The organism is Denitrobacterium detoxificans (assembly GCF_001643775.1).
In the GTDB taxonomy this organism is placed as follows: domain Bacteria; phylum Actinomycetota; class Coriobacteriia; order Coriobacteriales; family Eggerthellaceae; genus Denitrobacterium; species Denitrobacterium detoxificans.
In genome coordinates, this window is sequence record NZ_CP011402.1 from 1,518,498 (window position 1) to 1,532,373 (window position 13,876).

The 13,876-nt window shown below is 61.4% G+C and carries 11 protein-coding genes and 1 tRNA gene; all 12 read right to left on the reverse strand.

Going from position 1 to position 13,876, the window contains the following annotated elements:
• Positions 1-330: 330 nt before the first annotated feature.
• Entirely contained in the window at positions 331-1,938 is a 1,608-nt protein-coding gene (murB, locus tag AAY81_RS10815) for a UDP-N-acetylmuramate dehydrogenase (protein WP_082867903.1), read from the reverse strand.
• Positions 1,931-3,811 carry a TIGR03960 family B12-binding radical SAM protein gene (locus tag AAY81_RS06480; protein ID WP_082868021.1) on the reverse strand — a complete coding sequence of 627 codons (1,881 nt, stop codon included), beginning with the start codon at positions 3,809-3,811 and terminating at the stop codon, positions 1,931-1,933. The genes murB and AAY81_RS06480 overlap by 8 nt, the downstream gene beginning before the upstream one ends.
• Before the next feature lie 12 nt (positions 3,812-3,823).
• Complete coding sequence (locus AAY81_RS06485) at positions 3,824-5,128, reverse strand: YcjF family protein (RefSeq protein ID WP_066662909.1); 1,305 nt, start codon at positions 5,126-5,128, stop codon at positions 3,824-3,826.
• Between the two features lie 30 nt (positions 5,129-5,158).
• The gene (rodA, locus tag AAY81_RS06490) at positions 5,159-6,352 is read right to left on the reverse strand and encodes a rod shape-determining protein RodA (RefSeq protein ID WP_177168504.1); all 1,194 of its coding nucleotides are present in this window, start codon (positions 6,350-6,352) and stop codon (positions 5,159-5,161) included.
• 3 nt (positions 6,353-6,355) lie between these two features.
• On the reverse strand, positions 6,356-8,500 hold the full coding sequence (gene mrdA / locus AAY81_RS06495) for a penicillin-binding protein 2 (RefSeq protein WP_066662911.1): 2,145 nt from the start codon (positions 8,498-8,500) through the stop codon (positions 6,356-6,358).
• 9 nt (positions 8,501-8,509) lie between these two features.
• Positions 8,510-9,028 (reverse strand): rod shape-determining protein MreD, encoded by a 519-nt coding sequence (gene mreD, locus AAY81_RS06500; protein ID WP_066662914.1) that lies wholly within the window; start codon positions 9,026-9,028, stop codon positions 8,510-8,512.
• 8 nt (positions 9,029-9,036) lie between these two features.
• Positions 9,037-9,957 (reverse strand): rod shape-determining protein MreC, encoded by a 921-nt coding sequence (mreC, locus tag AAY81_RS06505; RefSeq protein ID WP_066662917.1) that lies wholly within the window; start codon positions 9,955-9,957, stop codon positions 9,037-9,039.
• A gap of 15 nt (positions 9,958-9,972) precedes the next feature.
• Positions 9,973-11,022: a rod shape-determining protein gene (gene mreB / locus AAY81_RS06510; protein WP_066662920.1), complete on the reverse strand. Its 1,050-nt coding sequence runs from the start codon at positions 11,020-11,022 to the stop codon at positions 9,973-9,975.
• A 257-nt stretch (positions 11,023-11,279) separates the two neighbouring features.
• On the reverse strand, positions 11,280-11,684 hold the full coding sequence (gene ndk, locus AAY81_RS06515; RefSeq protein ID WP_066662922.1) for a nucleoside-diphosphate kinase: 405 nt from the start codon (positions 11,682-11,684) through the stop codon (positions 11,280-11,282).
• Positions 11,685-11,720: 36 nt separating this feature from the next.
• Positions 11,721-13,079 (reverse strand): tetratricopeptide repeat protein, encoded by a 1,359-nt coding sequence (locus tag AAY81_RS06520; protein WP_066662924.1) that lies wholly within the window; start codon positions 13,077-13,079, stop codon positions 11,721-11,723.
• 51 nt (positions 13,080-13,130) lie between these two features.
• On the reverse strand, positions 13,131-13,664 hold the full coding sequence (locus AAY81_RS06525; RefSeq protein WP_066662927.1) for a peptidylprolyl isomerase: 534 nt from the start codon (positions 13,662-13,664) through the stop codon (positions 13,131-13,133).
• Between the two features lie 49 nt (positions 13,665-13,713).
• A tRNA-Arg gene (locus AAY81_RS06530) sits at positions 13,714-13,789 on the reverse strand.
• Positions 13,790-13,876 lie beyond the last annotated feature (87 nt).

A 13,876-nucleotide genomic window follows, 5' to 3' on the forward strand; every position in this document is an offset into this window, starting at 1 on the left:
GAGTACGCCAAAGAAGAACTGCGATAGTCGCAAGAGAAGCAGCCGTAAGAAACCCCAGGCACGATAAAGCCACCGCCAAGAGCCACGAAACGTAAGCGCTCGCAGCCAACAGTGTCGCAGCTCACAGGGCGGAAACGAAAGCACGGAACGTGCACGCAACAAAAAGCGCCGCAGCCCACACGGGCCACGGCGCAACAATCGCACTATACGACGCAACAACAGGCGCATTTCCACTCAACGCCCAGGCCGGCAAAGAAAGGGCCCGCTTGATGCATACGGGCCACCCGATGCACGTTCCACCATCGTCCAAGCCAGCGAAAAAGCCCCGTACTAGAAGCCCCACATGCGCACTTCGGGATGTATCTCAACGCCAAACTGCTCACGCACGGTACGCTGGATGTGCGCGATGAGCGCCTGCACATCGGCTGCCGTGGCACCACCGGCATTCACCACGAATCCCGTGTGCTTTTCGGACACCTGCGCACCGCCGATGCGATATCCACGCAAACCAGAATCCTGAATGAGCTTGCCCGCGAAATACCCCTCGGGGCGCTTGAACGTGGAACCCGCGCTGGGCATCTCGAGCGGCTGCTTCGACGTACGACGCTCGGTAAGATCGTCGACGCGTGCCTGAATGGCCGCAGAATCGTCGGGGGTAAGGCGCAGCTTGGCAGACAGCACCACATAGCCGCGTTCGTCCATCATGCTATGACGATACGACCAGCACGCCTCGTCGTGCGAAACCGTAACGACCTGCCCTTCGGGCGTAAGGCACGTAACTTCTTCCGCCACCTGGGCAAATTCGCCATCGTAGGCACCTGCATTCATGATGGCGGCGCCACCCACCGTGCCAGGAATGCCCGATGCGAACTCGTAGCCCGCCAGGCCCGCAGCGCATGCAGCCTGGGAAACGGCCTCGTTCGTGGCGCCCGCCTGGGCAAACACGCACGCGCCCTCAACGCTCACCTGGGAAAACGCAGATCCAAGCTCCATGACCACACCACGCAAACCCGCATCCGACACCAGCAGGTTGCTGCCGCACCCAATAACATGCAGCGGCACATCGTACGCACGGCATGCCGCGCAAACCGCCTGCACGTCCTCCACCGAAGCGGGAACGCAATACAGGTCGGCCGGGCCGCCAATCTGGAAGGTCGTATGCACGCTCATAAGCTCGCCCGCCCGCATGCGCGTAGCCGGCAGCACGTCGCGCAACGCACGCTGCACGCACGTCACCGCATACGCCTGCGCACGTTCGCGCACGTCATCCACGATAGGCGCCTCCGCATACTGCGCGATGCGCATGACGGTCTGCACGTTGGCACCCTCCACGTGCTGCATGAGCACGTCGGGACGCAGGCTGCCCTCAGGCTTCGCCTGCAGGCAGAACACGAGCAAGTTGCCCAGCGCGAACGGCTCGAAGGGCAGATAGTCGGCCACATGGAACGTGCGCGTCTTCACCTTGCCCTTCTTTTCGCGCGTAACCTCGATATCCTGCGGCAGTTGCAGCTGCGCAGCCGGCACGCCGCACTCCACCGCATACACGCCAAACGGGAACGCGACGCTTGCCGCGGTATCCTTCCGCGGAATATAGCGACACGAGAGCATGGGGAATGCCGGCACCGAAGCCTCATTCAGCGCACGCAGCGCCTCCTCTTCGGGAACGCGCTCGGTTAGGAACACGTCGAAGATCTCGTGCAGGCCACCCACGCCCACGGGCAGGGCGCCGCCGAACGCGATCTTCATGTGGGGCGAAAAGCCATGCGTGATGGCGAAGGGCAGCTTCGCGCGGCGCACGGTGCGCTCCAGGTAATGCGTCATATCCAAATGCGAGAGCATGGAAACGCGTCCTATCTGGGCGTATTCCACGCGCAGGCGATAGAGCACCTCGGGCACGCCACCCAGCTCAATCGCCGATTTCGGTTGCGGCTTAGCCATGGCGCACCTCCTGCGTCTCAACCTGAATGCCGTAGTCGGGGCACAGGCCACAACCCGTGCAGCCCTCGTACGAACAATCGGGCGTGGTGACTTCCTTCAACGCGCGCTTGTACTCCACCTGCAGGTACTTCAGGTGAACGCCCGCGGAAATGTGCTGCCAGGGCAGAATCTCGCTCAGGTCGAAGCGACGACGCGCCATGGCGTCGATGTCCATGCCCAGTTCGGCGCCCGCATCGCGCCACGCGTCCTCGCGGAAATGTTCGGTCCACGCGTCATAGCGCGAGCCCTTGCGCCATGCCAGCTCCAGCAGGTCGGCGCACTCGCGCCCGCCGCGGCTCATAATGGCCTCCACGAAGCTCGTGGCGGGATCATGCCAGCTCACGTTGATGGCACGATACCGCACGCTATCGCGCAGCACGTTCACGCGGCGACGCGCCTCGGCAGGCGACATCTGCTCGCACCACTGGAACGGCGTCTGCGCTTTCGGCACGAACAGCGCGCACGAAATACCAAACTGAATGCGACCGCGCTCTTCCGGCGGCACGACTTCCTTCACGCGTTCATACGCACGATTCACCAAGTCGGCAATGCCCTTCACGTCCTCGTCGGTTTCCGTGGGCAAGCCCAGCATGAAGTACAGCTTGCAGCGGCGCCAACCCTCGCTGAACGCCGCGGTCAACGCGCCGAACAGGTCGTCCTCGGTCACGTTCTTGTTGATGACATCGCGCAGGCGCTGCGTGCCCGCCTCGGGGGCGAACGTCAGGCCGCCGCGCTTTTCGCCCGCGACCATCTTGGCCATGTCGACGCCGAACGAGTCGAGGCGCTGCGACGGAATGGAAACGCGCACGCCCGTACCCGACACCTGCTCGGTCAGGCGCGTGAGGATCTCGCGAATCTGCGAGTGGTCGGTCGTAGAAAGCGACGTGAGGCTCACCTCGTCGTAGCCCGTATGCTCCAGGCCCTGAAGCACGCCTTCCACGATGTTGTCGGCGGAACGCTCGCGCACGGGACGATACATCATGCCCGCCTGGCAGAAGCGGCAACCACGCGTGCAGCCGCGCAGCACCTCGGCACTCAGGCGGTCGTGCACCAGGTCGCCAAAGGGCACCACGCACGGCTCCCAGCAACTGCTCGTGGAAAAGCCCTCGTAGATGCGACGCTTCACGATCTGCGGTGCCTCTTCCACCATGGGCGCAACGCGGAAGCCCGCCTGGGCAGCCTCTTCCCCGGAAAGCTCGCGATAGAGGCTGGGAATGTAGTTACCCTCAATGCGTGCCAGGTCGCGCAGGATTTCCTGTCGGCTCTTCCCCGCCATGCGACCCTCGTGCACGCAGGCAACCGTTTCGGGTACGGCTTCCTCGCCCTCGCCCACGCACATGCAGTCGAAGAACGGGGCGAACGGCTCGGGGTTGCACGTGCACGGGCCACCAGCCAGCACGAAGGGGTCGTTCTCGCCGCGGTCGGCCGCACGCAGCGGCACGCCCGAAAGGTCGAGCGTTTCAAGCACGTTCGTGGCCGCCAGCTCGTGCGGCAGCGTGATGCCGATGCAGTCGAATTCGCGCAGGGGCGCGCAGCTTTCCAGCGAGAACAGCGGCAGGCCCTCTTCGCGCATGACGTCGCCAAATTCGGCCGCAGGCAGATACGAGCGTTCGGCCCACATGCCCTCGCGCGCATTCACGGCATTCACCAGAATGCGAATGGCCTGATTGGCCTGGCCAAGTTCATACGTGTCGGGATACACCATCACGAGCGACGCATCGTTGGGATGCGCGTCGAAGTCATGATGGACGGACCCGAATTCATGATTGATGTAGCGTACCGGACGTTCGGCACGCGAAAGTAGACCCCGCAGACGGGGCCACAGATCGGTCATTGTACGCGGCATCTAACGCTTACCTCCGCGCGAATCGATAAACGAATCCACCATGGCACGGGCGAACTCGTCGGGCTCTATGCCCTGTTTACGGCAAAACACATGAATGGTCTCACGGACGGCGGGAACAACCTCGCACACCGCATGACCAACGACCGGCGCTACGGCATCGGCCGATTTACGCAAAACGGGACCCGCCTTCTGGGCAACGGCGTACGCCGCGGGAAGGGCAACATCGGTCGCGAACCCAATTACGACGGGGGCAGCCTGCTGAGCACGTGCGGCAACGCTCACGGCCGCCTTGCCGGCCACGTCTACCGCAACCTGAGCGACGGCCTGGGCATACGGCTGCACCGTGCCCTGCACCGAAACAGCTGCCTCGCGCACGCGCGCCAATGCGCGCTCTTCGTTGGGCTCTTCGTAGATACCATCGGACAGTCCCTCGAAATACGCGATGGCCGCGTGCCCCATGGCCTCGGTAGCACCAGCGCCGATGCCGCAGCGAATAACGCCGCCCAGCACCGGGAACGCGCCAATGAGGGAACGCGCCACCGAACGCGAGGCAAACGCGCCGCCCAGCAGCACCAACAGCTCGCGCCAGCGATCCCTTCCCAGGGGCTGGCCATACGCTGCGGCAATCTGCAGCACCATCTTCGCCTGGTTGAGCGTCATGAGAGGCATGTCGGCGCCGGGAATGAACGGCACCAGGCCAATGCCTGCATTCTGAAGGGACGTGGCATGCACCGATTCCAGCGACAGCGGACGACGCACGAACGGGAACGATAGCGCGAAAGCCAGGCGCTTTACGTGGAACGTCGAAACGATCCACTCGCCCACGCCCATGAGCAACGTGCGCTCGCGATCGACCGTGAACGGATACGGCTCCTGGTTGAACTCGTCAGTTTCCGGAAAAGCACCGCCATCGACCTGCGGGTCGGGCGCAACGACGTCGCTTTCCAGCAGCGGGCACCCCACTGCCTCGGCGATTTCGCGCACGAGGGCGGGCATATCGGTAACAGTGAGCGCGGGCACGCCCGCGGCAATGAGCGCCTGGGCAATGCTGCCCGTGCGCAGGCCCGTGCCGGCAACGATAACGGCCATGTCGTATTCGGAGGTTACTGCGGAAACGTCTTCCCAATCGAACACGTCGACCTGCGCTTGTGACGACTGCGGCGTAAACGCACGCGCCATAACGTCGAGCAACGCGGGCGACGATTCCGGGTCGATGAGCAGCGCCAAACGCAGCGGCATGGCGCGCGCGGATTCAATATCGGTTGAAGCATCGAGCACCGCGGTGGGATCGATGGGAAGCATCATGCATCTCTCCTTTTGCCGAGCGCGAGCGCTCTACCTGCCGTTATGAGCCCATACCGAGCCAATGAAGCCCAGCATGACGAAATTGACCACCATAAACGAAGAACCATAGCTCATGAAGGGCAGCGGAATGCCTGTAATGGGCATGAGGCCGCACGTCATGCCAATGTTCTCCAGGATCTGGAAAAGCCACATGCCGGCCGTGCACATGACGATGAGCGTGCCGAACATGTCGTTGGCATTGTAGGCAATACGATAGCACACGAAAAGCAAGGCGGCGTAGAGCGCAATGAGAAGCAGCGCCCCCATGAAGCCAAGCTGTTCGGCCAGCACGCAGAAGATAAAGTCGGTGGGCGATTCAGGCAAATAGCCCAAGGTAGACTGCGTGGCATTGCCCAGGCCCTTGCCCAGAAGGCCACCGCTGCCAATGGCAATCTTCGCCTGCGTGAGGTTGTAACCGTCGCCCGTGGGATCGTAGCTATTGTCCAAGAACACCAACAGGCGCGACTTCTGATAATCCTTCAGCAACACGTCTTTGCCAGCTATGGAGTCGGCAATGGGGTCGAGGATGAGGATCGCCGCCACGGCAACCGCCATGATGCCCAGCGAGATGAGGATGAAGCGCGGCCGAGCGCCACCCACGATAAGCGCCGTACCCGCGATGAACAGGTACACCATGCCGGTGCCCAAGTCGGGCTGCGTAAGGATGGCCACCACGGGAACCATGAGGATTCCCAGCGCCTTCAGGTACTCGCGCGCGCTACCCAACTTGCCGCCGTAGCGTGAGATGACGCTCGCGGCCAGCAGGATAACCGTAATCTTGGCAAACTCGCCTGGCTGGAAGCGCGCAGGACCGATCTTCGCCCACGAGTTGGCGCCATTCACGGAAAGGCCAACGCCCGGTATATGCGGCAGCATGATGAGTACGATGTTAATGATCAGGAACAACGCCATGTAATGCGACAACTGGTGATAGTCGTAGCGGAAGAGCAGCAGCATGAGCACGGCGCCCACGAGCACGCCGGCAAGCTGGCGCGAAAAGTTGTACGACTCGTTGCTCACCGTAGCCGTATACACGATGATCAGGCCATATGTAACCAGCGCCGCCACTACCAAAACGAGCGTGGGGTTAATGTACTTAAAGCGCGACGGGCGCGTGGCGGCCGCAATGCGCGCGTTCGGCGACTTCACCGAGTCGATTTGCGTCATGCGCTGCACGTTGCTCATAGGCTAGTCACCTCGCGAAGACGTCGTATCGGTACTGCTGGATTCCACGACCGTATAGGCACCCGTAACCGTGCCCATGGAATCGGCCGTAAGCGAGCCGTTGTCGTAGGCAATGGCCGCCTGCAGCACTTCGGAAACGATGGGAATGCAGTTGTTCGCCGCGGAAACGCCCTGCTCGGCAAGGCACGCGCACACGTACTTCGGGTTGTCGTACGGAGCGTAGCAGCAGAACCAGGAATAGTCCTTCTTGCCCGACACCTCGGCGGTACCCGTCTTGCCGGCCATCTCGAAGCCGCAGCCGGAGAAATAATTCGAATCGTAGTTGTTGAGCGTCATCACCTTGCGCAGGCCCTCGCGCACCGTGGCAATGTGCTCGGCGCTCATGGTGGGCTCGGCGATGACCTCGGGCTCGTACTTCAAAACCGTTTCACCCAGCGAATTGCGCACCTCGCGCAACACGTGCGGGCGATAGACCTTGCCCGTGGCGATACCGCAGTACGCTGCAGCGTTCTGCAGGGGCGTGATGAGCACGTAGCCCTGGCCGATGGCCATGTTCGTCATGTCGCCGCCCTGCCAAACAGCCTCTTCGGGGGCATCCTTGAAGTACTCGCTCTTCCACGTGGGCGTGGGAACGCGGCCCGTGGCCTCACCGGAAAGATCGATGCCCGTCTTCGCGCCGAAGCCGTATTCGCAGATGTAATCCTGCATGGCGGTTTCTGAAAGCGTACCGCTCTCGTAGAAGTTCTTCGCGATTTCGTAGAACACGACGTCGCAGGAGTTCGCAATGCCATCGACCAGGTTCAACGTGCCGTGGCCCGCCGTCTTCCAGCACTTCTGGGCATAGCTGCTGCCGAAGCCCGTCCACGTACCCGTGCACGTCCAATCGCTGCTGGAGCTGGCAACGCCGTTCGTAAGCGCGGCCATGGAGGTAAACGCCTTGAACGTGGAAGCGGCTGGATAGGTGCCAGCCACCGCGCGGTCCATAAGCGGGTAATGCGATTCCTCGGTGTTGAACTCGTCCCACATATCCTGGGAAATGCCACCGATGAAGCTTTCGGGCGTGAACGTGGGATAGCTGGCCATGGCCACCACTTCCCCGTTCGTGGCATCCAGGCACACCACGGCACCACCCGTGGCATTTGCGGAGCCCAGCCTGCCATCGGGCGCCAGATATTCGCGCAGGGCGTCATCGGCCACCTTCTGAACGGGACCGCGAATGGTGAGGTAGATGTCGTTGCCACGCAGCGGAGCCGTCTCGCTTACCACCGACTGCACGTTGCCCTGCGCGTCGGTAAGCAGGGTGCGCGTGCCGTGATCGCCAGAAAGCAGGTTCTCGTACGTATATTCCACGCCGCTCTTGCCCACCGAGTCGCCCGACTGCAGGTTCTGCCCTGCCGTCTCGTTCTCGAAATCCTCGGAGGAAGCGGTGCCCGTGTAGCCAAGGATATGGGCCGCCAGCGCGCCATACGGATACGAACGCGACGTGCGCATCTCGCACGTGACGTTCGGGAAGGCCGAAGCATGCTCGCTAATGAAGGCGATGTTGCGCAGCGTGACGTCGCTGGCCACAACGCGCATGCTCTGCGCGCCGCTCGTGCTATCCAGAATGCGCTGACGCACCACCTGGAACGGGATGCCCAAAAGCGCAGAAAGACGGCGTACGGTGTCGTAGTCACTTGCCACGTCGGAAGAGGCAAGCACCGTGTAGTTCGAACGATTGCTCACCAGCGCCAGGCCGTCGCAGTCGTAGATCACGCCGCGCGGCGCGGGCGTGTACACCGTGGAATACAGGTTTTGGGAAGCCTGGCTGGAATACTCGTCGGATTGCAGCACCTGCATGCTGAACAACTTGGCAATAAGGGATCCGAATACGGCAGCCGCCAGAATGCCCATGGTCACGAAGCGGCTGGTAATGGCCTCGCCCGTAGAACCGCTGGCCGTCTTCGACGTGGATACCTCGGTATGCCCCGACGTGCCGAAGCCCGTCTTGTGCTTTTCGGGCGCCACGCCGTACGTGTCGATGGAATGAATCTCGCGCGAGGTGGCCACCTTGTCACGCGAGCGATTGCCCATGCGGCGTGCGACCAGCACGGCCACCACGATGACAAGTACCAGCGTTGCTATTCCCGCGATAATGGCTGCAAGCATGGCAAACCCCTAGCGCAAGCGGGAAACGGACTTCATCTGCAGCTGCGAGTTCGTGAGCAGGCGAGACAGGAGCGGATACAGAAGCAGGCCCACCACGCAGTCGTACAACGCGCATGGAACGGCGCGATACGCGAAGGCTTCGATGGGGTTCAGGTTGCTGGAAAGGCCCAGCAGGAATGCCGCGTAGAGCACGTCTACCACCAGGGCGAACAGCATGAGAATGACAAGCGGCATGAGCACCGTGCCGTTAGCGAAGGCAGCATGGGCGCGCGACGCGAAGAACGACGCGAGCACCAGCAAGAACGCCAACGAGCCCACGGGGCCGTAGCCCAGAAGGTCGCTTACGAAGCCCAGCACGAACGCGATGACGAGCACCGAGTCGTCGGAGAAGAGCATGGCCACAACGAGCGTGTAGACGATTAGGAAGTTGGGCATGACCTGGAAAATAGCGATATTGGGAGCAACGACCACCTGCAGGAACACCGCGATGATCGCGCCAATAATGCAAATCTTCGTTTCGCGCTGCATCGTGCCTCCTATTCGCTGCTCGAAGATGACGAAGTTGACGAGCTCGACGACGAGCTGGAAGAGCTGGTCGTGGAGCTTTCGGCTGCTGCGCCTTCGGAATTCATGGCAGTAACCACCATGACCTCTTCGAGCGAGCCGGTGCTGGCATTCGGTTCCACGATGATGGTGCGATCGTCGTCGCCGGCGTTGCCGTCGACCTTCACCACGGTGCCGATGATGATGCCGCGATAGTAACCGCCGCCCAGGCCCGACGTGATGACGACGTCGCCCTTCTGCACGTCGACGCTGCTCGAGACGTCTTCCAGGTACAGCAGGCCGTCGAACGAGCCCTTCAGGATGCCCTCGGCACGGCTGGACTGGATCATGGCAGCGACACCCGTTTGCGGATCGGCCAGCAAACGCACTTCCGCGGTGCTGTCCGTGGCGGAGATAACCTGCCCCACCAGGCCGCTGCTGCCAATGACGGGCAGACCGGCGCGAACGCCGCTGGAAGTACCCGCATCAATGGTAACCACCAGGTTCCACGCATCGGTGGAACGTGAGAGCACGCGGCACGTAACGCCTTCCATGCTGTACATGTCGGCCACGTTCATGAGCTCTTGCAGGCGCTGGGCTTCCTGGCGGTATTCCTCCAGCTCGGCGATGGTCTGGCGAAGCTCCTGGTTCTCTTCCGTGAGCTCGGTGACCGTAGTAGCCTGCGTGGCATCGGTGATGCTATCGGAGGTAGAATCTTCGGCGGCGGAAATCGTGGCGCTCACCAGCTTCAACGGGGTGAATACGCTGGATACGCCACCCTGCACCTTGTGCAGCAAGCCGCTGGAACCCTCGCGGGCGTACATGGTGACGCTCACGAGGGAAATGACCAACAGGACGATGAGCACCAAATAGGGCCGCATCGCCGATGGATCCTGTTTGAAATTCAAAGGCATACCGAAAAGCGCGCCTTACCTGGAACGCATGAGCGTCTGCTTCAGCGCGGTGGGCGTTTCCAGAACCTTCAGGCAGCCCATAACCACGTTGGTAAGGGCCGTCTCGCTTACCCAAACGGGAATTTCGAGCTCGCGAGCCAGGTACTGATCGAGGCCGGAAAGCAGGCCGCCGCCACCCGTGAGCAGGATGCCGTTCTGGATGATGTCGGATGCCAGGTCGGGGTTCGTCTTCTTGAACGTTTCCTTGATGTGCAGCACCATTTCGTCGCAGGAGGACTGCAGCGAAGCGCGCACGTCTTCCGACTGAATGGTAACTTCCTTCGGTTGTTCGGTGAGAACGTCCTGACCAGAAATGATCATGTCGCGCTCGCGGCCGTCTTCGAACGGAAGAATGGAGCCGATCTTGATCTTGATGACTTCAGCCGTGCGTTCGCCGATCTTGATGCCCAGCAGGTCGCGCAGGTACATGGCGATGGCCTCGTCCATGCGGTTGCCAGCAAGACGCAGCGAAGACGACGTAACGATGCCGCCCAGCGAGATGACGGCCACTTCCGTGGTGCCGCCACCGATGTCGACGACCATGGAGCCGGTAGGCTCGGTTACGGGCAGGTCGGCACCCATGGCAGCGGCCATGGGCTCTTCGATGAGGTATGCCTGGCGCGCGCCCGCCTGAATGGTGGCTTCGAATACCGCGCGCTTTTCAACGCTGGTAGCGCCGCAGGGAATGCACACGACGATACGCGGCTTGGGCTGCCAGGGGTACTTGCGCTCGACCGCCTTGTTGATGAATGCGGACAGCATGGCCTCGGTGACGTCGTAGTCGGCGATAACGCCGTCATGCAGCGGATGTTCCGCCGAAAACGCATCGGGGGTATGGTTGATCATGTTCTTGGCTTCATGACCAACGGCAAGAACGCGGTGCGTGCTCTTTTCTATTGCAACAACCGACGGTTCGTTGATAACGATGCCTTCGCCCGTGATGGCAACCAGCGTATTTGCGGTGCCCAGGTCGATTGCCATATCGTACGATGATCCCGCCGAGTTGAACCAATCCATAAACGACATAAAGGCAGTCCTTCATACTCGGAATTTCCAAATGCAAATGGTAACACAGCGACGTGGCGCACCACGTAAATTCATACGCGAACTATAATGCATACCCGCTGGTGCGAAGCCACGTACACCCGGGAATCCGTCTGGCGCATGCGCGTTGGGCCCCGAAGGAGCGAACCCAGGCGTTGCGAGCAATGCGCGCTCCCTACCCCACGACACGAAAAAGGCCGGCTCCGAAGAGCCGGCCCCAAACTGCGATTTCTCGGCAATTAGTTGAAGAAGATGCCGATTTCGCGCTCAGCGGACTCGGGAGAGTCGGAACCATGGATGACGTTCTCGTCCATGATCAGGCCGAAGTCGCCACGGATGGTGCCAGGGGCAGCTTCCGCAGGGTTGGTGGCGCCCATGAGGGTGCGAACCTTGGCAACGGCGCCTTCGCCGGAAACGACCATCTTCACCACGGGACCGCTGGTGATGTAGGAGATGAGGCCCTCGTAGAAGGGCTTGCCCTCATGCTCGGCGTAGTTGGCCTGAGCCTGCTCCATGGTAACCATGCCCAGCTCCATGCGCTCGACCTTCAGGCCAGCGCGCTCGAAGCGATTCACGATCTCGCCGATGTGGCCATTGCGCACGCCGTCGGGCTTGATCATGGTGTAAGTCTTCTGTACTGCCATCAATAATCCTTTCTTTCCTGATAGCACTGCTAACGATTAGTTCTGGCTCGCGAAATAGAGCTCGATATTCGATATCTTCCAGCCAATGCCGTCACGCGACATGGTGATCTTGTACTGGACCTCGCCACCCTCGCTGGTGGAAGCCGTTACGTACTCCACGCTGGAATTCATGGAAGCTTCCTGGCCGTTGACGGTAACGTTGGCGTCCTGCACCACCGGGTCGAGCATCTTCTCGACCTTTTCGCTGGAAAGGTCGGAGGAGAACACCGACGAAGCGTTGGTGGGATCGGCGAAGAGCTGCTTCACCACGCTTTCCTGCGTGGGATAGCCATAGCCCTGGGAATAGGCGAACACGCCAGCGCCCGCGGCAAGCACGAGCACCACGATGAAGGCAACCAGGATCTTCAGGCCCACGTTGCGGCGCTTGCGATCCTGCCTGGCCACGCCACGGCTCCACTGCTCGATTTCCTCTTCAGTTGCGTTGAAGAAGCGCTCGTCGCCCGAATTGTACTTGTCGGACACGCCGTAGCTGTCGGCATAGTAGTACGGGTTCTGAGCCGCAGCGGCCATGTCGGTTTCGTGGTAGATGGGAGCGCCGTCGCCCGGCACGTCGAGGCCCGACATGTCGGCGGTGGCAGCAGGGTCGTCTTCCACGGCGGCCAGCACCTGGGTGCCCTGGGCAACCTGGCCAATGGCACGCTGGTAGTCGACGCTGGCGGCGTCGTTCAGGAAGTACGTCTTGTCGGCAAGAGCCTCCTCGAACGCATTCACGGCCTGCTGGAACTGGCCCGTGGCCGTATAGGCCTGGCCCATGTTCGCGTACAGCTTGTTACGCGTGGCAGTGTTCATGTCGAACTGCAGGGCGCTTTCGTAGGAAGCCACGGCGTCGGCCGGACGGTCAAGGGCCATGAAGCAAATGCCCAGGTTCAAAAGTGCCTGAGCAGGGTTCGGGTTCGCCTCGTCGAGCGCGGCGGAGCGAAACGCGGAACCGGCTTCGGCGGACTTGCCCAGCTTCAGATAGGCCTTGCCCATGCCCGCATATGCCTTGTACACGGAATCGTACTTGGCATCGGAAACGGCAATCTCGAAATGCTTGACTGCATTCTCGTAGTCGTGCAACGCGGCATACGAATTGCCCAGATTGCAGTTCACGGCGCCGATGCCCTCGTACGAGTTATCGGCCGTGGCCTGCGTGTAGGCATGGATGGCTTCCTCGTAGTCGTGCAGCTTCATGAGGCAGTTGCCGATCTGGTGATACAGCAGGCCCAGTTCGCCTTCCGCTACTTCTTCCCCATCGCTTAAGCCCTGCAGGCACTGGGTGAAACCCTCGAGCGCGGAAACGTAGTCGTTCACGCCGTAGGCTTCGCGTGCCCTCTGGAATAAGACGTTGTTCATAATGCCGATCTGTCCTCTCGTGCCGAATGACTGCCAAGCAAAGGGGCTTGACTAGTCGTTCGCGCCTTCGATGGTAATGTGCTCGATGACATCGCCCACGCGCAGCTGGCCGATGACGTCCTTGCCCTCGATGGTCTGGCCGAACACGGTGTAGTTCGGATCGAGGAAGTGCTGAGGGCCCAGGCACAGGTAGAACTGGGAGCCAGCGGAATTCGGATCCTGCGAACGGGCCATGGCCAGCGCGCCATCTTCATGCGAGTTGTTCGGGTTCGTGGTGAACTCCTCGCGGATGGTGTAACCGGGGCCACCCGTGCCCAGACCGCCGAACGGGTTATTGGCGGCCATCTGCACCTGCGCGGAATCGAGGTCGCGGGTGTTCGGGTCGCCGCCCTGGATGACGAAGTTGGGAACATGGCGGTGGAACTTCAGGTTATCGTAGAAGCCCTTCTGGGAAAGCTCGACGAAATTGCCCACGTGAATGGGGGCATCGGCGCCCGCAAGCTGCACCTTGATGGTGCCCTTGGACGTTTCGATAACGGCGATTTCGTTTCCATTGGGCTGATAAGCCGGGGTGTACTGCGCCATGTGCGCTCCCTTCCGAATTCATAGGGTACGTATGCACCCGTAATAAACCTGGTGCCCTCGACAGGATTCGAACCTGCGACTTTCTGCTCCGGAGGCAGACGCTCTATCCCCTGAGCTACGAGGGCGCATACACGATTTGTGATTATACGCTATCTTCCCTGTTTATCATCCCATGCACATTTGAACTGCATAGCCACTTGGTAACATGGGCG